At 63.2% G+C, this 21,297-nt stretch carries 20 protein-coding genes; 13 read left to right on the top strand and 7 right to left on the bottom strand.

Features of this window, described 5'->3' with window-relative positions; all coding sequences use genetic code 11:
* Positions 1 to 15 precede the first annotated feature (15 nt).
* Positions 16 to 915, bottom strand: a complete 900-nt coding sequence (locus tag ACIQUG_RS14370; RefSeq protein WP_402322670.1) for a ribokinase — start codon at positions 913 to 915, stop codon at positions 16 to 18.
* A 25-nt stretch (positions 916 to 940) separates the two neighbouring features.
* On the opposite strand from ACIQUG_RS14370, the gene ACIQUG_RS14375 reads away from it, so the two are divergent.
* The 8 genes from ACIQUG_RS14375 (at position 941) to ACIQUG_RS14410 (ending at position 8,433) form a co-directional block, all read left to right on the top strand.
* The gene (locus ACIQUG_RS14375) at positions 941 to 1,783 is read left to right on the top strand and encodes a BtpA/SgcQ family protein (RefSeq protein ID WP_043621188.1); all 843 of its coding nucleotides are present in this window, start codon (positions 941 to 943) and stop codon (positions 1,781 to 1,783) included.
* A gap of 2 nt (positions 1,784 to 1,785) precedes the next feature.
* The gene (locus ACIQUG_RS14380) at positions 1,786 to 2,433 is read left to right on the top strand and encodes a TenA family protein (RefSeq protein ID WP_402322674.1); all 648 of its coding nucleotides are present in this window, start codon (positions 1,786 to 1,788) and stop codon (positions 2,431 to 2,433) included.
* A gap of 24 nt (positions 2,434 to 2,457) precedes the next feature.
* Positions 2,458 to 3,708 (top strand): Zn-dependent hydrolase, encoded by a 1,251-nt coding sequence (locus tag ACIQUG_RS14385; protein WP_402322677.1) that lies wholly within the window; start codon positions 2,458 to 2,460, stop codon positions 3,706 to 3,708.
* A gap of 140 nt (positions 3,709 to 3,848) precedes the next feature.
* Positions 3,849 to 4,379, top strand: coding sequence for a sigma-70 family RNA polymerase sigma factor (locus tag ACIQUG_RS14390; protein ID WP_402322680.1), 531 nt, complete (start codon positions 3,849 to 3,851; stop codon positions 4,377 to 4,379).
* Positions 4,372 to 5,133 (top strand): anti-sigma factor, encoded by a 762-nt coding sequence (locus ACIQUG_RS14395; protein WP_043621197.1) that lies wholly within the window; start codon positions 4,372 to 4,374, stop codon positions 5,131 to 5,133. Before ACIQUG_RS14390 ends, ACIQUG_RS14395 begins: the two co-directional genes overlap by 8 nt.
* 10 nt (positions 5,134 to 5,143) lie before the next feature.
* Entirely contained in the window at positions 5,144 to 5,860 is a 717-nt protein-coding gene (locus ACIQUG_RS14400; RefSeq protein ID WP_043621199.1) for a Bax inhibitor-1/YccA family protein, read from the top strand.
* A gap of 27 nt (positions 5,861 to 5,887) precedes the next feature.
* Positions 5,888 to 6,454 carry a DUF2076 domain-containing protein gene (locus ACIQUG_RS14405; RefSeq protein WP_402322684.1) on the top strand — a complete coding sequence of 189 codons (567 nt, stop codon included), beginning with the start codon at positions 5,888 to 5,890 and terminating at the stop codon, positions 6,452 to 6,454.
* Positions 6,455 to 6,852: 398 nt separating this feature from the next.
* The gene (locus ACIQUG_RS14410; RefSeq protein WP_402322687.1) at positions 6,853 to 8,433 is read left to right on the top strand and encodes a TerC family protein; all 1,581 of its coding nucleotides are present in this window, start codon (positions 6,853 to 6,855) and stop codon (positions 8,431 to 8,433) included.
* A 69-nt stretch (positions 8,434 to 8,502) separates the two neighbouring features.
* Here the strand turns inward: ACIQUG_RS14410 and ACIQUG_RS14415 are convergent, their stop codons facing one another.
* Positions 8,503 to 9,516, bottom strand: coding sequence for a 2Fe-2S iron-sulfur cluster-binding protein (locus tag ACIQUG_RS14415; RefSeq protein ID WP_402322690.1), 1,014 nt, complete (start codon positions 9,514 to 9,516; stop codon positions 8,503 to 8,505).
* Between the two features lie 483 nt (positions 9,517 to 9,999).
* Here ACIQUG_RS14415 and ACIQUG_RS14420 point away from each other — a divergent pair, with 483 nt between their 5' ends.
* Both ACIQUG_RS14420 and ACIQUG_RS14425 read left to right on the top strand, forming a co-directional pair.
* On the top strand, positions 10,000 to 11,262 hold the full coding sequence (locus ACIQUG_RS14420) for an efflux RND transporter periplasmic adaptor subunit (protein ID WP_402322693.1): 1,263 nt from the start codon (positions 10,000 to 10,002) through the stop codon (positions 11,260 to 11,262).
* Positions 11,259 to 14,438: an efflux RND transporter permease subunit gene (locus ACIQUG_RS14425; protein WP_402322696.1), complete on the top strand. Its 3,180-nt coding sequence runs from the start codon at positions 11,259 to 11,261 to the stop codon at positions 14,436 to 14,438. The genes ACIQUG_RS14420 and ACIQUG_RS14425 overlap by 4 nt, the downstream gene beginning before the upstream one ends.
* A 492-nt stretch (positions 14,439 to 14,930) precedes the next feature.
* Here ACIQUG_RS14425 and ACIQUG_RS14430 read toward each other — a convergent pair whose 3' ends face one another.
* The gene (locus tag ACIQUG_RS14430) at positions 14,931 to 15,464 is read right to left on the bottom strand and encodes a GNAT family N-acetyltransferase (protein ID WP_402322700.1); all 534 of its coding nucleotides are present in this window, start codon (positions 15,462 to 15,464) and stop codon (positions 14,931 to 14,933) included.
* A gap of 392 nt (positions 15,465 to 15,856) precedes the next feature.
* On the opposite strand from ACIQUG_RS14430, the gene ACIQUG_RS14435 reads away from it, so the two are divergent.
* Positions 15,857 to 15,979 (top strand): hypothetical protein, encoded by a 123-nt coding sequence (locus ACIQUG_RS14435; RefSeq protein WP_256364282.1) that lies wholly within the window; start codon positions 15,857 to 15,859, stop codon positions 15,977 to 15,979.
* Between the two features lie 57 nt (positions 15,980 to 16,036).
* On the opposite strand, the gene ACIQUG_RS14440 is transcribed toward ACIQUG_RS14435, so the two are convergent.
* Positions 16,037 to 16,318, bottom strand: coding sequence for a hypothetical protein (locus ACIQUG_RS14440; protein WP_043616973.1), 282 nt, complete (start codon positions 16,316 to 16,318; stop codon positions 16,037 to 16,039).
* Positions 16,319 to 16,591: 273 nt separating this feature from the next.
* Positions 16,592 to 17,482, bottom strand: coding sequence for a LysR family transcriptional regulator (locus ACIQUG_RS14445; RefSeq protein ID WP_402322704.1), 891 nt, complete (start codon positions 17,480 to 17,482; stop codon positions 16,592 to 16,594).
* 80 nt (positions 17,483 to 17,562) lie between these two features.
* On the opposite strand from ACIQUG_RS14445, the gene ACIQUG_RS14450 reads away from it, so the two are divergent.
* Complete coding sequence (locus ACIQUG_RS14450) at positions 17,563 to 18,330, top strand: sulfite exporter TauE/SafE family protein (protein WP_402322707.1); 768 nt, start codon at positions 17,563 to 17,565, stop codon at positions 18,328 to 18,330.
* A gap of 169 nt (positions 18,331 to 18,499) precedes the next feature.
* On the opposite strand, the gene ACIQUG_RS14455 is transcribed toward ACIQUG_RS14450, so the two are convergent.
* Together ACIQUG_RS14455 and ACIQUG_RS14460 are read right to left on the bottom strand one after the other, a co-directional pair.
* A complete protein-coding gene (locus ACIQUG_RS14455; protein ID WP_402322710.1) occupies positions 18,500 to 18,832 on the bottom strand; it encodes a DMT family transporter in 333 nt (110 codons plus the stop codon).
* Between the two features lie 42 nt (positions 18,833 to 18,874).
* Entirely contained in the window at positions 18,875 to 19,798 is a 924-nt protein-coding gene (locus tag ACIQUG_RS14460) for a DMT family transporter (RefSeq protein ID WP_402323036.1), read from the bottom strand.
* Positions 19,799 to 20,192: 394 nt separating this feature from the next.
* Between ACIQUG_RS14460 and ACIQUG_RS14465 the strand changes: the two genes are divergently transcribed.
* Positions 20,193 to 21,113: a LysR family transcriptional regulator gene (locus tag ACIQUG_RS14465; protein WP_402322713.1), complete on the top strand. Its 921-nt coding sequence runs from the start codon at positions 20,193 to 20,195 to the stop codon at positions 21,111 to 21,113.
* Positions 21,114 to 21,297: the final 184 nt, after the last annotated feature.

Consider the following 21,297-nt stretch of genomic DNA (forward strand, 5'->3'; position numbering starts at 1 on the left):
GCGCTGGGAAGAGCCTCAGCGCGCGGCGAGGATCGCTTGCAACTGCTCGATCGACGGAAACGCCGAACGGGTTCCGGGACGGCTGACAGTGATGGCGGCGGCGCGCGTTGCATGTTCGATCGCGGTGCGATCGAGACGGCTGCCACGAAGTGCGGCGGATGCGAGCGCCACCGCCATGAAGGTGTCGCCGGCGCCCGTGGTGTCGACGACGTCACATTCGACGGCGCCGATCCGGACACTGCTTTGGGCGGTGACGAGCATGGCTCCGTCTCCGCCGAAGGTCAGAACGACTTCGCGAACGCCGGCCGCAAGCAGCTTGCGGGCAGCCTCTTCGCCACTGGTACCGGTCATTGCCTGCGCCTCGCCCTGGTTGAGGAAGGCGATGTCGATCAAGGGCCACAGGGTACTGAAATAGGGACGCAAGGGAGACGGATTGAAGGCGGTGATCATGTGGCGAGCGCGTGCAGCTTCAAGGACACCGCGTGTCGTTTCGTCCGACAGGTTTCCCTGGAGCACGGCAAGGTCGCCGGGGACCGCGTCGGTCAGCGGAGCGATGGCGTCGGCGAGCGTGAGGTTCTGGGCTGAATCCGTGGTCGTGATGTTGACGTTTTCGCCATCCGGCGTGGTCAGCACGATCGAGAAGTCGGTGGACTTCCCGAGGACCGGCACAAGCCTGCTGACGACCGGCTCGCTCGCCAGATGCTGGCGGATCATGTCGGCGCGAAAACCGTCGCCGAAGGCTGCGACAAGGCTCGTCGGCAGGCCCGTACGGGCCATGACGACAGCCTGGTTCGCGCCCTTGCCACCAAGGTCCCGGGACCGCTGGCTACCGTGGATCGATGCGCCCGCGGCCGGCATTTCCGACACGGCGATGGTCTCGTCCACCGTCACATTACCGATTACGTAAGCGTGCATGAACATACCTTCGAAAGGGAGAGAAATGCAGGAAATATCTGACAAGTCCTCAAGCGCCATAAGGGAAATATTCGGCACTGACAAGGTTCTGATCGGCATGATCCATTGCCCGGCCTTCCCCGGTGCGCCGCGTTATCGGGGCGCCGATATGTCCGCGATCTACGACGCCTGCATGCGTGATGCCGAGGCCTTGGTCGAGGGTGGGCTGCATGGCCTGATGATCGAAAATCACGGCGACGTGCCGTTCTCCAAACCGGAAGATATCGGCCACGAAACGGCGGCCTTCATGTCGGTCGTCACCGACCGGATCGCCCGGGCGACGGGTGTGCCGCTCGGCATCAACGTTCTTGCCAATGCGCCGATCCCGGCCTTTGCCATCGCCATGGCGGGCGGCGCCAAGTTCATTCGCGTCAACCAGTGGGCCAACGCCTATGTCGCCAACGAAGGCTTCATGGAAGGGCGGGCCGCAGAAGCGATGCGCTACCGCTCCCTGCTGCGCGCCGAGCACATCAAGGTCTTTGCCGACAGCCATGTGAAGCACGGCGCCCACGCGATCGTGGCCGATCGCTCGATCCAGGAACTGACGCGCGACCTCGCCTTCTTCGACGCCGATGGCGTGATCGCCACCGGTCAGCGCACCGGCAACACGGCAACCATCGAGGAAATCGAGGAGATCGGCTCGGCGACGAACCTGCCGCTTCTGGTCGGCTCGGGCGTGACCAAGGACAACATCGTCGAAATCCTCAAACGCACCAACGGCGTGATCGTCGCCTCGTCGCTGAAGCAGGGCGGGGTCTGGTGGAACCCGGTCGATATCGAGCGAGTGAAGGCTTTCCGCGCCGCTGCCGAACCCGCGCTGGAGGCGTGACTATGGCGGCTGAAACGCTTTCGCAACAGATCCTGCGGGAAAACGCTGCCGTCTTCGAAGCGATGGTGAACCATCGCTTCGTCGAGGACATCGTCATGGAGCGCCTGCCCACGCCGGTCTTCGAACGCTATCTTGTCTATGAGGGCGCCTTCGTGGAAACCGCGATCTCGATCTTCGCCTTCGCGACGGCTAAGGCCGAGACGATCGAACAGAAGCGCTGGCTGATTGCCGTTCTGGACGCGCTGGCCAACCAGCAGATCGCCTACTTCGAACGGATTTTTGCCGAGCGCAACATCGATCCCGGCGCCTATGATCTCGATGTCGCCGCGGTCGAGGCTTTCCGGGCGGGCATGCTGGAGATCGCCCGGAACGGGGGTTTCCTGGATACCGTCGCTGCCATGTTCGCGGCCGAGTGGATGTACTGGACCTGGTCGAAAAGGGCCGTCCGGTCATCGTTTGCCGATCCACATTTGAAGGAATGGGTGGAAATGCACGCCGATGATGAGTTCGCGGCCCAGGCGACGTGGCTGAAGCAAGAACTCGATGCGGCCGGCAGCACGCTCGACGCTTCCGAGCGCAAGCGTCTGAGCGCGATCTTCGGGCGAGCACAGCAACTGGAAATCGCCTTTCATGATGCAGCCTACGGCTGATCAAGGCGACATGTGAGAACGACCATGACCTCTCGAACAACGATCGACGGCAAACGCCTGCTCAAGCGTCTCGACGATTTCGCAAGGATCGGCGGGACGCCGGCCGGCGGCGTCAACCGGCAGGCTTTGTCGCCGGAAGATCGGGCCTCCCGCCTGATGCTGGCGGAGTTCGCGATTGCGCGCGGTTTTCGCGTCTTTCAGGATCCGATGGCAAACCTGTTCATCAGGCGGGAGGGCCGTTTTCCTCATCGCCCGCCGTTCGTCATCGGCAGCCACCTCGACAGCCAGCCGACCGGCGGGCGCTTTGACGGGGCACTCGGCACCCTGACGGCCTTTGAGGTGATGGAGAGCCTCGAAGATGCCGGCATCGAAACTGATCTTCCGGTTGAGGTCGTCGCCTGGACCAACGAGGAAGGAAGCCGCTTTGCCCCGGGCACGATGGGATCGATGGCTTTTGCCGCCGGCGCCATCCCCGAGGACTGGTCCGATCTTCGCGGGCGCGATGGCGCGTTGTTCGTCGACGAGTTGGAGGCAACACTGAAAGCCTTGCCGGACGCCGAAATGCGCCCGCTTGGCTTCCCGATCTCCGGATACCTGGAGCTTCATATCGAACAGGGCCCGTCGCTCGAGCGGGAAAACATACCGGTTGGTATCGTCTACGGCATCCAAGGCACGCGGTGGTTGGAGGTCACGATCGATGGACAGGTAGCGCATGCCGGCACGACGGCGCTCGAATTCCGTCGCGACCCGATGGCCGCCGCCGTTGCCGCGCTTGAACCACTTTACAAGAATGCCATGCCGAGCGACCCGCGCGCACGCTTCACCGTCGGCCGCTTCGCAGTCGAACCAGGTTCGGTGAACGCGATACCTGGTTCGGTCACGTTTACCGTCGATCTGCGCCACCCGGAGACCAAAGCCATCGACGACCTGGAGGCGCGGGTCCGGCAGGCATGTGACAGCGCCTCAAAAGCGAACGGTTGCCAGAGCGCAGCGCGGCAAATCTTCGACATGCCGCCCGCCCTCTTCTCCGACGGCCTGCTCGCCTGTCTCGATCGCGCCGCCGCCTCGCTTGGATTAAAGACCAAGCGCATGCTCTCCGGTGCCTTCCACGATGCCCTGTTCGTCAGTCGCGTTGCGCCGGCAGCCATGATCTTCGTGCCTTGCCGCGATGGGCTCAGCCACAACGAAGCGGAATATGTCGAGCCCGCGCATTCCATCGACGGTGCGCGTATGCTGCTTGCCGCGACCCTCGAAGCGCTAGCCGCGAGCACATAGGGCAGCGCCCGGGCGACCAAAGCGCACGTGCGCTCCGCTTGTGATGGCGAATATGCCATCCGAATGCGCCGCGTCCGGGTGGATGATATTTTTTTCGTCGACCATGGATGAGAAATCGCATCGGCTCCGTATATGCGGGTATGGATTCGAAAAAGGGTGCTTTCGACGTTATTGGGCAGCTGGCCGCGCTGCGGCGCTATGCGCGTTCGCTCGCGCGCAATTCGCCCGACGCTGAAGATCTCGTCCATGATGCCCTGGTGAGAGCCTACGAGCGGCGCTCGACATTCCGGTCAGGCGCGAACCTTCGGAACTGGCTCTTCTCCATCGTTCGCAACGCCCATATCGATCGCGTACGGTCGGCGATGTCGCGCGGCCAGCGTGACGGCCAGACGGCGCAGGAAGCGGCGTCGTCCTACCCGGCCCACCAGGAACACAGCGTCCGGCTCGCGCAGGTTCGCGAAGCGTTCATGCTGTTGCCGGAAGAGCAGCGCGAAGCCCTGCATCTCGTCGCGGTCGAAGACCTCTCCTACCAGGAGGCGGCCGACATACTCGACATTCCCGTCGGGACCTTGATGTCGCGCGTCTCGCGCGCACGGGCGGCGCTCAGAGATTTCGAAAGCGGTCGGAAGAAGCCCAACCATTTGAAGCTAGTCGGAGGCGACAATGACTGATGTCGATACGATTACCGATGGCGATCTCGACGCCTACATCGACAATCAGCTGGATGCGACCGGTCGGCTACGGGTCGAGACCTGGCTTGCCAGGAACCCGGATGCGGCGGCGCGCGTCATGGCCGACCTTGGCATGCGCACCACGCTCAAGCTGGCGATGACGTCGGACGCCGTTGCCGGCCGTCCGGAAACGCGCGAGGCGGCTCGGCGCCTTTCATCTGGCCTGGCCAATGCGCGCGTTTGGAACGCGCTGCAGAAGGTTGCTGCGGTCGGCTTGCTGGTGTCGGTCGGGTGGATTGCCCATTCGGCCGTCGGCCCGAGCGAAGTTAACGCCTCGGCCCATCCTCCGGCTTTCGTGGAGCACGCCATCCGCGCCCATCAGACCTCGCTCGTCCGGGCGGGAATGCCGTCGCAGCCGGAGGTCCAGACTTACGACCGGGACGACATTCGTGCCGCGACCGCCATCGTCATGCCGGAGCTCCCGAAGGGCTGGAACGTCGTCGATGTCCAGGTGTTCCCGTCGGAATTCGGCCCCAGCGTCGAGATGAGCGTCAAGACCGATGCGGGCACGGTCATTTCACTTTTCGCCGGCAGGCCCGGTCGCTTCGCGGTCGAACCCGTGAAGGACCTCAACCTATCCAATGCCGAGGCTGCCTGGTGGCAGGTCGGCGAGGTTGCCTATGCCGTCGTTTCAAGCACGCCGGGCATCGGCCTCAGCGACGAGGCCGAGCTTCTCAAGAACTCACTTTACTGAGGAAACCTTCATGTATCAGAACCAGAACCGCTTCGGCGGTATGAGCCAGGCTTCGGCCGCCGCCCTCGACGAGGGCCTTCGCCAGCACATGCTGCGCGTGTTCAACTATATGGGCCTCGGCCTCGTGGTGACGGGCCTTGTCGCCTTCGTCGTCGGCACAACGCCGGCGCTTTACGTGCCGATCTTCTCCACCCCGCTGAAGTGGGTGGTGATGCTGGCACCCCTCGCCTTCGTCTTTTTCTTCTCGTTCAAGATGCACTCGATGTCGGCATCTTCCGCGCAGATGACCTTCTGGGCTTTCTGCGCCGTCATGGGTCTGTCGCTCGCCTCGGTGTTCCTGGTCTTCACCGGCGCCAGCATCGCCCGCACCTTCTTCATCGCCGCCACCATGTTCGGCGCGACGAGCCTCTACGGCTATGTGACGAAACGGGACCTCGCGAAGTTCGGTTCGTTCATGATCATGGGCCTGATCGGCGTGATGATCGCTTCGATCGTCAACATCTTCCTCGGCTCCAGCGCTCTTCAGTTCGCTGTCTCGGTGATCGGCATCGTCGTCTTCGTCGGCCTGACCGCCTGGGACACGCAGAACATCAAGGAGCAATATGCCGACAACTTCGACCAGGAATCCCAGCAGAAGCTGGCGGTCTTTGGCGCCCTCTCCCTCTACCTGAACTTCGTCAACATCTTCCAGCTGCTGCTGAATTTCACCGGCCAGCGCGAAGAATAACTGTCGCCGATATCAAGGACATATCTCATGGATCGCAATGATCAGCAGGCCATCGACGGCCTGTTCTCCAAGCTCGCCCAGGCGGAGCGCCAATCCGCTCCGCGCGACGCGCAAGCGGACCGCTTCATTCAGGAGCGGATCGGCCAGCAGCCGGGCGCGCCCTATTACATGGCGCAGACGATCGTCGTTCAGGAACAGGCGCTGGAGGCGGCTCAACGCCGCATCGAAGAACTGGAAGCGCACGGCGCGCAGAGCCAGCAGCGCGGTGGCTTCTTCGCCTCGATGTTCGGCAGCAATGCTGCCCCTCCGCGCCCGGCGCCGCAACAGGCAGGGTATGGCCATGCCGCGCCGAGCTCGCCATGGGGCAACCAGCGCCAGGCTTACGGCCAGCCGATGCAACAGCGCGCCGGCGGCGGCTTCCTCGCGGGCGCCGCACAGACTGCGATGGGAGTTGCCGGTGGCGTCCTGCTCGGCAACGCGATCGCGGGCATGTTCGGCGGTAACGAGGCCCAGGCCGCTCAACCCGCTGCTCCTGCCCCGGAGCCGGAAGCGCCCGCTGACGACATGGATTTCGGCGGCGACGAAGATATTTGACGCCGCTTTTGGCTTCCGGGGATCATCCCCCTCCCCCGGAAGCCAGCCTCCCACCAGAACCAACCTCTCCTCATGACCCCAGCTGCACCAAGCCCATTGCCTGTCTCCCATCCGGTCACGGCGACCCGCCACCTCTCCGGTCGCGCAGGATGGGCCGCGTTCGGCTTGCTGCTTGCCGCCCGCTCACTGGCCCATCCGAGGCGGACCACGCGGCATGCCTGACGACGCCGACCCTGACCAACCTTTATCAGACCCTACAATCGCGGCGCCGCTGAAGCGGTTTCGCGGTCACTTCCGTTGCACTCGTAGCCGTCTGCCAGACGGGCGGGCGACGCATTTTCTTTTCCCCTTAACAATAGAAGGATTGGCCTTGCCTTGAGGGCTGGCCTTTAAACCCAATGATGTTCGAATGGATGTCTGACCCGGCCGCCTGGGCGGGTCTCGCCACCCTCATCGTTCTCGAGATCGTGCTCGGTATCGACAACCTCGTCTTCATCGCCATCCTCGCGGACAAGCTTCCAGAGCATCAACGGGAAAGAGCCCGACTGATCGGTCTCGGACTGGCGCTGGGCATGCGCCTCGTCCTCCTTGCCTCGATAGCGTGGATCGTGACACTGACCACGCCTCTGTTCACGGTGCTCGGCGCCGAGATCTCCGGGCGTGACCTGATCCTTCTGTTCGGCGGCCTGTTCCTTCTGTTCAAGGGGACGATGGAGCTGCACGAGCGCCTCGAGGGCCATGCCGGTCACAAGGAAGGCAAGGTGGAGCATGCGGTCTTCTGGCAGGTCCTCGTGCAGATCGTCGTCCTCGATGCCGTCTTCTCGCTGGACAGCGTCATCACCGCCGTCGGCATGGTGCAGCATCTTTCCGTGATGATGATCGCGGTTATCGTCGCCGTCGGCGTGATGCTGCTTGCGTCCAAGCCGCTGATGGCCTTCGTGTCGAAACACCCGACCGTTGTTATCCTCTGCCTCGGCTTTCTGATGATGATCGGCTTCTCCTTGATCGTTGAAGGCTTCGGTTTCCATATCCCCAAGGGCTACCTCTATGCGGCGATCGGCTTCTCGGTGCTGATCGAGGCCTTTAACCAGATCGGCCGCCGCAACCGCGAGCGGTTCATGACAACGGGTGACTTGCGCGAGCGCACCGCGAATGCCGTTCTTTCGCTCCTCGGTCGACGCAAGAGCGACACGTCGCTCGGCGAAACGGCCGACGTCATCGCGGAGCGGGCGACCGAGGACGAGCTGTTCACGCCGGTCGAGCACGAGATGATCGAAGGCGTGCTGACACTTGCGGAGCGCCCAGCGAAATCGGTCATGACCCCGAGGCTCGATGTCGAGTGGCTGGATATCGAGGAGAGCGATGACGAACTGCGCCGCAAGATCATCGAAACAGGCCATTCGCGTTTCCCGATCGGACGCGGCAATCTCGACGAGTTCCTGGGCGTCGCGCTCGCAAAAGACCTTTTGAGAGACCTGCTCGAAACCGGCAAGATCGACTTCAACCGATCGCTTCGCCAGCCACTGGTCGTGCATGAAACCGTGAGCGCCCTGCGCCTGCTCGAGCAGCTGCGACAGTCGCCCCTCCAGGTCGCGATCGTGCTTGACGAGTATGGCTCGATGGAAGGCCTCGTGACGCCGACCGACCTGCTCGAAGCCATCGCCGGCGACTTTGCCGACGATGATGACGACCAGTTGACGGTCGAGCACGAGGAAGACGGCGCGCTGCTCGTCGACGGGTGGATCGATATCCGCCATGTCTCAAAGCTGCTGGACGTCGATCTCGTGGATGAGGCGGACCGCTACTCCACGCTGGCGGGCCTCGTTCTCTGGCGCCTGGGGCATCTGCCGAACCAGGGTGAAAGCGTCAGCTTCGGTGGCTTGACCTATGAAGTCGTCGCCCTGGATGGCCGCAACGTCGACAAGGTCAGAATCAGAAGGCCGCAGCTGGAGGAGATGGCGGGCGCCCAGTTTCGCTGAACTTCCGCCAGGCTGCTTCCACATCGCGAGTTAAGCAGCCGCTCCGCCCGTTTTCACGCCCGACAGCGGCTATTCCGCCGGCTCGGGCGTGAAAAACACGTCGGCATGCATGTCCGAGCGGTTCAGGCCACGCGCAAAGGCGACCTCCATCGCCGCATCCACCATCAGCGGTGGGCCGGCGACATAGGCTTTCCATCCGTCGAGGTCAGACAGATCCTCGGCCACGGCCTCCGTCACAAACCCACGGCGGTATCCTGCCGAATCCGCTTCCGACAAGACGGCCCGGAAGACGAGATTGGCGTGCCACTCGGCGAGCGCATGGAAATGATCGACGAGATAGAGGTCGCGCTCGCTGCGTGCGCCGAAGTAGAGATGGATCGGCTGTTTCATGCCGTGGGCAAGGGCCGTTTCGACGATCGACTTGATCGGTGCGAGGCCGGAGCCGCCGGCGATGCAGAGGATCGGACCGGAATGGTTCTCCCGCAGATACGAAGATCCCATCGGGTATTCCAGCGCCACCCTGTCGCCTGCCTTCAGAGCGCCGTGCACATATTGCGAGGTCGCGCCGCCGACGACATGACGAATGTGGAACTCCACACCGCCATCGCCGTGTCGATTGGCCATGGAATAGCTGCGGGCCGGGACCCCTTCGAAGCGGACATCGGCATATTGGCCCGCGACGAAGCGCGAACTCGCCCCAGCCTCGGCATCGATACGCACCAGCTTGATGTCGTGCGTGAGGTCCTCCAGATGCGTCACGATGCCGTTTAGCCGTTGCGGCGACTGAGGTGCATCTTCTTCGCCGTTTCCAAGCCATGCCACGGCAGTGTCCGTTACGGGAAGCGCCCGACAGGCGAGGATAAGGCCGCCGGCTTTCTCCTCATCGGTGAGAGCGAAGGGCGAGTGCTGGAGCAGCTCCACCTCGCCTTCGATCAGCCGAGACTTGCAAGCGCCGCACCGCCCCGACCTGCAGCCATGGGGGTAAGGAAGCTTGGCCGCGAGCGCGGCGTCGAGAATGGTCTGGTCGGCATGCACCTCCAGGTTTGTCCGCGCCGATCGGATGTCTATGCGTTTGACGGTCATATCAAATGTTTCCTCATGAGAGTTCGAATCCGCTCGCCGACCGGCTTCTGACGGCGGCAAGCGGAAATGCCCGCAGGCTGCGGCTTCCAGCGCTGGTAAGGTCAAGGGGTGTCGGATTACGGCCGACGCTTTTGGGTTCGGATGCCGTAGGCTCTGAATACGACGGCGAACCTGCACCGATCGCCTGGCGGGACTTTCGGCGCGACCACACCAATGAGAGTGGCGTCGTGCCCCAGTGGAGAGCACGGCTCAATCGTAGGCGGCGGCTCCCCGACCGGAGTGCCGGAACCGGAGAACACACAAGACGAAAATCCAGATTTTCCAATCTCTTTCCTGCAGATCCTGATCATTCGCATCAGGAAGAGCGAAAGAAATTTCTGGAGGCCTTGACCTTTCCATCGTTGGAAACCGCACCTTCGCGAAGAACTGATCGCTGCCGTGGCCACTCCGGCCGGGCGCGTGAACAAATGAAGGTGAACGAGAATGAGTAAAAAGGCCGCCGCCCTGTTTCTAGCCGGTATCGCAACCGTTGGAGGGCTTGCCCTTGTCAACGACGATGGAGCGGGAACCTTCGCCAGACGCCTTCTTGCGCTTGCCTCCTCGACCAGTGCGTCCGAGGCAGTCGCGGCGACCGGGGCCACGGGTGCGCCCATGCCCAAGGTTCCGGTCGCCGAGGTCGTCACGCGCGAGGTCGCGCCGGCGGTGGAATTCACGGGCCATTTCGAGGCGGCAAAATCCGTTGAATTGCGTCCGCGCGTCGGCGGCGCCATCGACCGCGCCAGTGTTCCCGAAGGCGCTCTCGTGAAACCAGGACAGATCCTGTTCCAGATAGATCCGCGACCGTTCCGGGTCGCGTTGGACGCCGCCAAGGCGCGGTTGAAACAGGCGATCGTCCTGCTCGATCACGCCGACATCGCGTTCCAGCGCGCCAAAACCCTGGTTCCGAACGGAACCGTGTCGCGCAAGACCTATGACGATGCCGAAGCCGTCCAGCGCCAACGGCAGGCCGAGGTCGAAATTGCCAAGGCGGCAGTGGCTGCGGCAGAGCTCGATCTCTCCTTCACCCGCGTCGTGGCTCCGATCGGCGGGCGGGTCGATCGCGTGCGGGTGACCGAGGGCAACCTGGTTTCAGGCGGCAATGCCGGCGCCGCCACGCTCCTGACCACCATCGTTTCGACGGACCCGCTCTATGTCTACTTCGACATAGACGAGGCGACGTTTCTCGATTTTGTCGGGCGAGCGCGGCCTGACAAGGGAGAAGGCGCCACCGAGAAGCTGCCCGTCGGGATTGGCGTCATGACGGATACCGGTTTCCCCCATGCCGGCGTTCTCGACTTCATCAGCAACCAGGTCGAACGCAGCACCGGCACGATCCGGGCTCGAGCGATCGTCGCGAACCCGGATGGGCTGCTCGCGCCCGGTCTCTTTGCACGGGTAAAGCTTGTAACCGCGGAGCCGGCCCGCACAGTTCTCATCCACGATCAGGCGATCGGTACCGATCAGGGGCGCCGCTACGTGCTGGCGCTCGGGCCGGAGAACAAGGCCGAATACCGACCGATTGCGCTTGGGCCGATGATCGACGGCCTGCGTGTGGTGTCAAGCGGTCTCAAGCCGGGTGACAAGATCATTGTCAAGGGGCTCGTCCGCCCTGGTATGGAGGTGGACCCGCAGGCGGTTTCGATGGTGTCGGGCGAGGCGGCCGAAGGTGATGTGGCAGCGGCCGCTTCGCAGGAGGCGCGTCGATGAACATTCCACGCTTCTTCGTCGACCGCCCCATCTTCGCGGTCGTTCTTTCGGTGTTGATGCTGATCGGCGGTGGCCTGACCCTCCTGAAGCTGCCGCTCAGCGAATATCCCCAGGTGACGCCGCCGACCGTGCAGGTCACCGCAAGCTATCCGGGCGCGAGCCCCGAAGTGATCGCCGAAACGGTTGCCGCCCCGCTGGAGCAGGTGATCAACGGCGTCGAGAACATGCTCTACATGAGCTCGCAGGCCGCAACCGACGGACGCATGACGCTGACGGTGACCTTTCAGCAGGGCACCGACCCCGATATGGCGCAGATTCAGGTTCAAAACCGCGTTTCGCGCGCGCTTCCGCGCCTGCCACAGGAAGTTCAGCGCATCGGCGTCGTGACGCAGAAGACCTCGCCGGACATCCTGATGGTCGTGCATCTCGTCTCCCCCGACGACCGCTACGATCCGCTCTATCTGTCGAACTTTGCCACGCTGCAGGTTCGCGACCAGCTCGCGCGCCTGTCCGGCGTGGGGGATGTGCTTGTCTGGGGCGCCGGCGAATACTCCATGCGGGTCTGGCTCGACCCGGCCAAGGTCGCAGCGCGCGGATTGACCGCCTCCGATGTGGTTGCGGCAATCCAGGAACAGAACGCTCAGGTGGCCGCCGGCTCCGTCGGCCAGCAACCGGATGCGTCGGCAGCGCTGCAGGTCACGGTCAACACGCTCGGCAGGCTATCCAACGAGGAGCAGTTCGGCGCGATCGTCGTCAAGACTGGCGCCGATGGCCAGGTCACCCGGCTGCGCGACATTGCGCGTATCGAACTGGGCGCGGACTCCTACGCGCTGCGCAGTCTCCTTGACGGCAAGCCGGCGCTGGCGCTGCAGATCATCCAGAGCCCCGGCGCCAATGCACTCGACGTGGCAAGCGCCATTCGCGCCACCATGGAAGACCTGCAGAAAGGTTTTCCGGAGGGCATCGAGTATCGCATCGCCTACGACCCCACCGTCTTCGTGAAGGCCTCGCTGGAGGCCGTGGTGATGACCCTGCTCGAAGCGATCGTTCTGGTCGTCATCGTGGTCGTGCTCTTTCTTCAGACCTGGCGGGCGTCGATCATCCCGCTGGTTGCCGTGCCGATCTCGTTGGTCGGCACCTTCGCGCTGATGTACATGTTCGGCTTTTCTCTCAACACGCTGTCGCTGTTCGGCCTGGTGCTGTCGATCGGGATCGTGGTCGATGACGCCATTGTCGTCGTCGAAAACGTCGAGCGTCACATCGCGCTTGGCGAAACGCCGAAGGAAGCGGCGCGCAAGGCGATGGACGAAGTGACCGGACCGATCATAGCCATCACATCCGTGCTCTCGGCCGTATTCATTCCGTCCGCCTTCCTGTCCGGCCTGCAAGGCGAGTTCTATCGCCAGTTCGCCCTCACAATCGCCATCTCGACGATCCTGTCTGCTGTCAATTCGCTCACGCTTTCCCCGGCACTTGCAGGCGTACTTCTGAAGTCGCACCACGGCGCGGTGAAGCGCGATCTCTTGACCCGGGTGATCGACGGCCTGTTCGGCTGGTTCTTCCGGCTTTTCAACCGGTTCTTCGAGCGCGCTTCGGATGCCTATGTCTGGTCCGTCCGCCGTGCAGTCAGGCTCAGCGCGCTCGTGCTGCTCGTCTATGGCGGTCTGGTCGCCGTGACATGGCTGGGCTTCCAGACCGTGCCGGCCGGATTTGTGCCGGCGCAGGACAAATACTACCTCGTCGGCATCGCCCAATTGCCGACAGGCGCATCGCTAGACCGAACCGAGGCGGTCGTCAAAAAGATGTCGGAGATCGCGCTCGCCGAACCAGGCGTGGAGAGCGTCGTCGCCTTCCCGGGGCTTTCGGTCAACGGCATGGTTAATATCCCCAATGCCGCCGTCATGTTCACGATGCTGAAGCCGTTCGATGAACGCAAGGATCCCTCCTTGTCCGCATTCGCGATCGCCGGTCGCCTGATGGGCAAGTTCAGCCAGATACCGGACGGCTTCGCTGGCATCTTCCCGCCGCCACCCGTTCCGGGTCTCGGCACGACCGGCGGTTTTAAGATCCAGGTCGAGGACCGAGCGGGCCTCGGCTTCGAGGCGCTTGCCGAAGCGCAGGGCACGATCGTGGGCAAGGCGATGCAGACACCGGAACTTGCCGGCATGCTCGCAAGCTTTCAGGTCAACGCGCCACAGGTGCAGGTGGACATCGATCGGGTGAAAGCCAAGTCTCAAGGGGTACCGCTCAACACCATCTTCGAAACGCTACAGGTCAACCTCGGTTCGCTCTACGCCAACGATTTCAACCGTTTCGGCCGGACCTATCGCGTAGTGGTTCAGGCGGACGCGCCATTCCGAATGCAGCCGGAAGATATTGGCCGGTTGAAGGTGCGCAACGCGGCGGGCGCAATGATCCCGCTGTCGGCGCTGCTGACGGTCAAGCACAGTTCGGGGCCGGATCGCGTCATGCATTACAACAGCTTCCCGTCGGCCGATATCAGTGGCGGACCGGCGCCCGGTTATTCCTTCGGACAGGCGACCGCAGCCATAGAACGGATCGCCGCGGAGACGCTGCCACCCGGCATGGCCTTTGAATGGACGGAGCTCGCCTATCAGGAGAAGCAGGCCGGAAACACGGCGATGTATATTTTCCCGCTGTCGGTCCTGCTGGCGTTTCTCATTCTCGCTGCCCAGTACAACAGCTGGTCGTTGCCCTTCGCCGTCTTGCTGATCGCGCCGATGGCGCTGCTTTCCGCGATCGCAGGCGTCTGGCTTACCGGCGGCGACAACAACATCTTCACGCAGATCGGCTTCGTCGTTCTCGTGGGCCTCGCCGCCAAGAATGCGATCCTGATCGTCGAGTTTGCGCGAGCGAAGGAGGACGAAGGCGCCGATCCCCTGTCCGCCGTACTCGAGGCGGCCCGTCTTCGGCTGAGACCGATCCTGATGACGTCACTCGCTTTTATCGCCGGCGTCATTCCGCTGGTGATTGCAAAGGGCGCCGGCGCTGAGATGCGTCACGTCATGGGCATCGCCGTCTTCGCCGGCATGCTCGGCGTCACTGTGTTCGGCCTCGTGCTGACACCGGTGTTCTATGTCCTGGTGCGGAAACTCGCGATCCGACGTGAAAATCGCCAAGGCAAAGAGGCAGTGCGGCTCGAACAGCGCGCCTGAAAAACAACGGCGATCGCATGCCGGTTTGGCCCCACGGCCAATAGGCCGCCTGCGATCACCACCTCACCCATCGCCTGATCTCTTACGACCTTAGAACTCGCGGGTCGGCATCTCACATCCAGAGGATGAGGCTCGCGCAAATGAACGCCTGGCCGACACAACGCGCCGCCCAAAGACTGCCGCGTACGGCAACGGCCTCGTCCATCAGCTCGCCTTCTGCCAGTCGACCCGCCGTATCTCGACCGGATGGGGTGCGGCTACGCGAGGGGCAAAGACCATAAAACGTCGATGTCCGAAGTGCACACGGGCACCCGCCTTCGCGCCGATCGTCTGCTCGCCATCGGCTCTCTATTCCATATAGCAATGAGAAATCGAAATCCCAGGTGAGGTCGTTAGAGAGGCCGCCAGTCGCGTCGCGCCGAGCCTTGAAACAATCCGCCCTCACGAATGGTGTGACGGACAGAAGCTGGTCGCGCGTCGCCCGGGCGGCGTTCAATCAAGTTGCTTGGCCAAGACGATCATCCCGGCAAGGTCCGCTTTCACGGGTTTAGCGAAACGCGTCGCGCCCAGTTCGACAAAACCCCATTTGAGATACGCACGTCGTGCCTGTTCTGCCGACGCCATCACGTCCAGCCAGACATAACGGCTGCCTTCCTGCTTCGCCTGGGTGATGGCATATTCGACGAGTTTACGGCCAATGGCCTTCCCCTTGGCGGCCGGCAGGAGATAAATTCGTGGGATCTCAGTGCCGCCGGGCTTTGACCGGATGGGGTCGACGGCCCCAATGATCATGGTGAGAAAGCCGACAATTGCGTCGTCCACCTGCGCCACCCAGACGCGCGCCTCCGGACGTTCGAGCAGCTGCGAGAATGCGTCCGAACTGAACGTCGCCAGTTGACGCGCCAGGGCAGCGCTGTCGTCCCAGAGATACGCATATTCTGCGGCATAGGCCGCTGGTCCGACATAACCAAGCTCCTCGACATCCGCCGCCGTCGCGCGACGGATGCGTGGTTCCAGCCGATCCATAAGGCATTCCTCCCGGTGAACGCGCGGACTATTGCACCGCATTCCCCGGACTTCAAATCTCAAGCTGCAACGAGTGGCCAAGTGGGCGGTTGGCCGCCGGCTTGCAAGTTGGAGTTCGGGCGCGCGGTTCGGACGGCTCGGCAGCGGCGGCTCACGCAAACGTGCAAGGACGTGACCGGCAACGCATTGCATCGGGTCCAAACCCTGCTAACACCCGGCTCCTCAAGCACCGCGTTGGAAGATCAACAACCGGTCGACGTCGGAATCTCGCGTGGAGGACTGCCTTGCCTTGCGCCCTTCATTGATCCCGACCGACCTGTCTCCCATATGCGACGGGCCCGTCCCCTTCCTCCCGGCGGGCTCGACAACAACGACCAAGGAAGAACAAAAAAATGAACAATAATGGACGCCTATCGGGCAACTCCTTCGCTGCGCCGAACCTTCGTGATCGCCTGACCGCCGACGGTCTCGCCTATCTGGTCGCCCTTATGCCTGTGTTCCTGTTGCTCTGCTAGCTTCGGCTGCCGAGCTTCGGGCCGGCGCCTGGCCCGTGAGCGCGCTGGAAGCGAGCCTCAAAGCCACCTTCGGCGCAAGAAAGAACCCCATTCCGCTTCAATTCTCAGCTTTCGCAGGCGATCGCCGCTTGTGACGTGCGCGGCGTAAGAATTGGTGAAGGTGACGAGCAGGATGCGCGCCATCTTCGGATCTCCTCCGGTCCGCTCAAGTTCATCGGCGATCTCTTGGTGGAGAGATTGGCTCGACGCGGGCTCGGCGATACGCCGCTCCGCCATCTCCAGCATCCGCTCGACAAAGGCGAGATCGATCACATAGGCCGGCATCGATTTGCCGATCATGACGCTACCTCGCGGCCTGCGGAAAAGGTCCGGCATGGTGTCTCGTTCTTGGGAACGAGCGGGCGGTCCGTCTGAGAGAAGGTGGGCTTCCGAGCCTTCCTGGGCGTTTCCTGTCCTCTTCGGAAAAGCATCATGCTCCCTCTCCTTCTCACGCAATAGGCCCGGCAAGGATCGGGCCGAACGACATCCCTATGGGAGCCCAACCGCCAAAGGCGCGAAGAGTTCCAAAGGAAAATCAATTTTTGCGATTAAAGGCCGGCGCACGTTCCAAGATCAACGCGAACCGCGCGAGCCCAGATGTCCGAACAGGTCTCGTGCCGGCGGACTCAGTTCTTCTTCCGCCCGCACGCAAACGGACAGGCGGCGGGTCGCCCAGTCATCGGCAAGGCGCACGAACGCAGTCTTGGCGGCTTTGCCGCCGCGCCGCGCCGCCGTCTCCGGCATGATGGCAAGACCGACGCCTGCCGAAACCATCTGACACAGGCCGTCGAAGCTGCGCAGGCGCGTCCGGATCTTCAGCGTCTGACCCAATCGGCGCGCGTGCACGTCGATGTGACCCTGCAATGCGCCATCCGTCAGGCCGACGAACGACTGATCGACGATGTCGGCAAAGTCGACATGCCTGCTTGCCGCCAGTGCATGATCGCGCGGGATCACGACGACGAGGCGGTCGATCGCGAAGGGGCGCAGTTGCAGGCCGCCCGTATCGACCTGGTCCGAAAGAATGCCGATCTCCACGAGGTCGGCGGCGACGGCTCTCGCAATCTCGATGCTTTGGCGTTCCTTCAGATCGACGTCGATCCGCGGATGCGCCGCCATCCACGCGCCAAGCGGCTGCGGCAGAAACTCCGTGAGTGCGGCCGTATTCGCCGCAAGCCGGATCGTTGCTCGAAGACCATCGGCGTGTTCACCAAGCTCGCCGCGCATCCGCGCCATCTGCCGCAGGATCAGTCGGGCGTGATGCGCCAGCGCTTCTCCGGCCGGCGTCGGCCGCACCCCGCGGCGGCCACGTTCGAGCAGCTTGACCTTGCCGATCGCCTCCATGTCACGCAGGCGTTCGCTTGCCGCCGGCAAGGAAAGTCCGGCATCCGCTGCGCCATGGGTCATGCTGCCGGCATCCACCACGGCAAGAAACAGTCGAAGGTCGGTGAGGTCGAAACGCATGCAAACGAGGCTATCGGAAAAACAGCCTTCGGACCAGCCGAAGTCTGATTGCGGATGATCCGCATTGTGCCGGTGCGGGTATGCGCTATGCCGGTGGCATGCTCGATCTTGCTCCGTCCCTCGCCGTTGCGATTGCCGCAACTTTCTTCGCCGCCGGTATCCTCAAGGGTGTCACCGGCATGGGGTTGCCGACCCTGGCGATGGGCGTGCTCGGCACGCTCATCTCACCGCTTGCCGCCGCCAGCCTGTTGATTGCCCCGTCCTTCGTGACGAACGTCTGGCAGCTTCTTGCCGGCCCGAGCTTCGGCGCGCTCTCCCTCCGGCTTTGGCCGATGATGCTGGCGGTCGTCGTCGGCACGCTCAGTGGTTCATCGGTGCTTGCCGGTGGCAGCACCGCGTTGACGACGGGCGCGCTTGGTGCGGCGCTCGTTCTCTACGCGGCCTTCACACTCTTTGCGCGTCAGCTACACGTATCGGCAAAGTGGGAGCCGTGGCTGTCTCCAGTCGTCGGCGCGGCAACCGGGATCGTGACGGGCGCAACTGGCGTCTTCGTCATCCCGGCGGTGCCCTATCTGCAGGCGCTCGGTCTTGAACGGGACGAACTGGTGCAGGCGCTCGGCCTCTCCTTCACTGTCTCCACGGTCGCCCTCACCGCCGGGCTCGTCTGGCAAGGTGCCTTCGAGGCTGACAATCTGCTCGTCTCTGCCCTCGCCATTGCGCCGGCGCTTGCCGGCATGTGGGCAGGGCAAGTCGTTCGCAACCGTGTCAGCCCGTCCGCATTCCGGCGCGGGTTCCTCGTCTGCCTGCTCGTGCTCGGCGCCGAAATGCTTGCGCGGCCGCTTCTGTAAACGGGTCATCCAGTACCCCGTTTGGTCACGTTGGGACCGCGAACTCCCGCCACGGAAAGCTGCCCCGCCACACACGGCGGCGGCCGGCTGATTGTGACAACAGCATGGTTGAGAAAAATGGCTCAATCTATTGAAGAGACTGTGTTTTAAGGTCGCTCTTCCCTGGAACTCATGCTGGCACGATCTTCAGCGCGATGACGCCGCCGGCGATCACCAGCATTGCGGTTGCCCGCGCGAGAGTGATGGCTTCTCCGAAGAGCAGCACGCCGCAGAGAACGGATCCGACGGCGCCGATTCCGGTCCAGACCGCGTAAGCTGTGCCTAGCGGCAAGGTCTTGAGCGCTTGGGTAAGCAGGGAGAGAAAGACCACCAACGCGACGATCGAGACCAGCGTCCAGGACAGGCGGCTGTAGCCGTTCGAGAACTTGGTGCTGACAGCCCAGGCGACGTCTGCGACGCCGGAGAGAACGAGATAGATCCAGGCAAGCGATGTGGATGACATGGCAATTCTCCGGCGTTCGACAGATCGCGATCGGTTGCGGCTTCAGACGAGTTTGATGATGGCGACACCGGCCAAGAGCAGCACCACGCCGCCCAGGCGCAGCCCCGACACGGACCTCTGCGGCAGGCGGAACCAGCCGTAGCGATCGACGAAGACGCTTGCGACCTGCTGGCCGGCCACGGTGAGGCCGACAGCGGCGGCTGCGCCGATCGCCGGGATCGCGGTAAAGACCGTGGTGACATAGGTCGCTCCGGCGAGACCCCCGAGCCATCCCCACCAGGGCATCGTCTGCACGCCGGCGATGTCAGGACGGGATGTCTTTTGCCCGGCGAGCACCAGAAGCATCACCGCCGCCATGGCGAACGTGGCGACGAGAAACGAGATAGCGCCTACTGCGAACGGCGCATCGCCGAGATCATGGCGCAGGAGCGCATTGACGGCACCCTGGACCGGGAGCACGGCGCCGGCCATCAACGCAAGGGCGATCCAGCCGAGCCGGTCGGCTCTGAGATTGTCCTTTCCGCCTTGCCCGAACACCACCATGGCAACCCCGAGCAGCACGACGAGCGTGCCGACGACGGCCCCAAGCCGCAGTCCCGCCTGCGGGACGCCGAGCAAGCCGAAACTATCGAGCGTGAGAGAAGCGAGCATCTGCCCGGCGATGAACAATCCGACGGAAACGACGGCGCCAAGGCGGGGAAAGAGAACGATGGTCGAGACGACATAAACGGCCGAGGCGGTGCCTCCGATGAGGTGCCACCACTTGACCGCGGGAATTGCGCCAAGGGCAGCGATTGTCCCCGTCAGGAGGGTGACGAGAAACAATAGGCCCGTGCCAATCGCGAGCTGAAGCGTGGTCGCCGCGAAGGGCGATCCGACCGCTTTGGAAAGTTGGGCGTTGGCGCCAGCCTGAACGGCGAGCAGGCCACCCGCAAACAAAGCCAAGGGAACGAACAGGGTCTCCATCACGGGACCTCCTTGATGAGAATGACGTTGAAAATGGAGGAAGGGTTGATCAGGTGGACGCGCTCTAGTGCGGCGACGCCTGAGGACGGTGCGGGGCGGCCGAGTGAGCACCCGTCCTAAGCGCCCGATCGCCGAAGAATTGGATCATCTCGTGTCGCTCCACCGACCGGCCCATCCGATCGTGAGACCAACATTAGCCGGTGCTCCGTTGCAGAGCGATCTGTCGTTTTGCCTAGTGCCTCTGCGTATTTGCACAGCCGCATTCAATGACGGCCCCAGAGCGAATGGGTCGTGTGCCCGTGGAACTCGATTGCGAAAAGCGATTGACAATACGCGGTAATGGCAGTGCAAATTCGCCCGTCCGACGAACAACCTGTTTTAGGTTTGCGCAATCATGCACAGCCATCACCGTATCGACTGGGAAGACCTCCGCTTTGTTCTGGCGGTTGCCGAAGCAAACTCCCTTGCTGCCGCCGCCAGGGCGCTCGGCGTCAATCATACGACCGTGCTCCGGCGTGTCGGGTCGTTCGAGCAGAAGCTCGGGGTCCGGTTGTTTGACCGCCTCCCGTCCGGCTACACGCTCACTGCCGGCGGCGAGGAGCTCCTTGCGGTGGCCCGGCAGATGGCTGACACGGTCACGGAGCTCGAGCGCCGCTTGACGGGGCAGGATTTGCGGCTCGAGGGTAGCCTGAGGATCACCACCACCGATACGCTCATGGCGTCGATCCTGCCCTCGATCCTGGCCGATTTCCGTCAACGTCATCCCGGCGTCCTGCTCGAGGTCAGCACCTCGAATGCGCTTGCAAACCTCTCGCATCGCGACGCGGACGTCGCCATACGCCCGGCGGTCGATTCACCGGATGCTCTGGTCGGTCGGCGGATCGCCAAGGTCGCTTTCGCCGTCTATGCGGCGCCGTCCTATCTCGACATTCGGGGACTGGCCGCTGCCGATACGATCGATATCGCACGGGAACACTGGGTCGGGCTTGGCGACGCGCTCGCGTCCACGAGCGTGGCACGATGGATGCGTGCGACGCTCGCGGCGCCCGCGGTCCTGCGTTGCGATTCTCTGGTCACGGCGCGCGAGGCGGCAATGGCCGGCATCGGTCTTGCTGCCCTGCCCTGTTATCTCGGCGATACGACGGCCGGTCTCATCCGCATCGGTGTGCCAGTCGCCGAGATGACGCGGGAGCTTTGGCTTCTCACCCACGAGGATTTGCGACGCACGGCACGCGTCAGCGCCTTCACCGAATTTGTCGGCCAGGCGCTCGCAAAACATCGCCTGCTCATCGAAGGCCACAAGCCGTCCACTTAGGAGTTCCCCCGGGAACGGCCAACGGGGACGGAGCGCTTAAGATCCTCTCAAATCCAGTTGGTCAGGGACACGTCAGATGCCTAGCTCAGTTTGCGAAACCTATCCCGGAATATGCGAAAAAAGCCGCCTGAAATATCCGCGGCCGCGCCGTCTCTTGCGTGCCGCAAATGAGAACCTCCGGGGT

Origin of the sequence: Ensifer sp. NPDC090286 (genome assembly GCF_044769565.1) — a bacterium.
In the GTDB taxonomy this organism is placed as follows: domain Bacteria; phylum Pseudomonadota; class Alphaproteobacteria; order Rhizobiales; family Rhizobiaceae; genus Ensifer.

Coding starts and splice junctions, on each gene's coding strand:
- ACIQUG_RS14425 (WP_402322696.1), top strand. CDS start 11,259: ATGAACATTCCACGCTTCTTCGTCGACCGCCCCATCTTCGCGGTCGTT.
- ACIQUG_RS14380 (WP_402322674.1), top strand. CDS start 1,786: ATGGCGGCTGAAACGCTTTCGCAACAGATCCTGCGGGAAAACGCTGCC.
- ACIQUG_RS14445 (WP_402322704.1), bottom strand. CDS start 17,482: ATGCGTTTCGACCTCACCGACCTTCGACTGTTTCTTGCCGTGGTGGAT.
- ACIQUG_RS14440 (WP_043616973.1), bottom strand. CDS start 16,318: ATGATCGGCAAATCGATGCCGGCCTATGTGATCGATCTCGCCTTTGTC.
- ACIQUG_RS14420 (WP_402322693.1), top strand. CDS start 10,000: ATGAGTAAAAAGGCCGCCGCCCTGTTTCTAGCCGGTATCGCAACCGTT.
- ACIQUG_RS14375 (WP_043621188.1), top strand. CDS start 941: ATGCAGGAAATATCTGACAAGTCCTCAAGCGCCATAAGGGAAATATTC.
- ACIQUG_RS14400 (WP_043621199.1), top strand. CDS start 5,144: ATGTATCAGAACCAGAACCGCTTCGGCGGTATGAGCCAGGCTTCGGCC.
- ACIQUG_RS14405 (WP_402322684.1), top strand. CDS start 5,888: ATGGATCGCAATGATCAGCAGGCCATCGACGGCCTGTTCTCCAAGCTC.
- ACIQUG_RS14370 (WP_402322670.1), bottom strand. CDS start 915: ATGCACGCTTACGTAATCGGTAATGTGACGGTGGACGAGACCATCGCC.
- ACIQUG_RS14460 (WP_402323036.1), bottom strand. CDS start 19,798: ATGGAGACCCTGTTCGTTCCCTTGGCTTTGTTTGCGGGTGGCCTGCTC.
- ACIQUG_RS14410 (WP_402322687.1), top strand. CDS start 6,853: ATGATGTTCGAATGGATGTCTGACCCGGCCGCCTGGGCGGGTCTCGCC.
- ACIQUG_RS14390 (WP_402322680.1), top strand. CDS start 3,849: ATGGATTCGAAAAAGGGTGCTTTCGACGTTATTGGGCAGCTGGCCGCG.
- ACIQUG_RS14435 (WP_256364282.1), top strand. CDS start 15,857: ATGAACAATAATGGACGCCTATCGGGCAACTCCTTCGCTGCGCCGAAC.
- ACIQUG_RS14450 (WP_402322707.1), top strand. CDS start 17,563: ATGCGCTATGCCGGTGGCATGCTCGATCTTGCTCCGTCCCTCGCCGTT.
- ACIQUG_RS14415 (WP_402322690.1), bottom strand. CDS start 9,516: ATGACCGTCAAACGCATAGACATCCGATCGGCGCGGACAAACCTGGAG.
- ACIQUG_RS14465 (WP_402322713.1), top strand. CDS start 20,193: ATGCACAGCCATCACCGTATCGACTGGGAAGACCTCCGCTTTGTTCTG.
- ACIQUG_RS14385 (WP_402322677.1), top strand. CDS start 2,458: ATGACCTCTCGAACAACGATCGACGGCAAACGCCTGCTCAAGCGTCTC.
- ACIQUG_RS14455 (WP_402322710.1), bottom strand. CDS start 18,832: ATGTCATCCACATCGCTTGCCTGGATCTATCTCGTTCTCTCCGGCGTC.
- ACIQUG_RS14430 (WP_402322700.1), bottom strand. CDS start 15,464: ATGGATCGGCTGGAACCACGCATCCGTCGCGCGACGGCGGCGGATGTC.
- ACIQUG_RS14395 (WP_043621197.1), top strand. CDS start 4,372: ATGACTGATGTCGATACGATTACCGATGGCGATCTCGACGCCTACATC.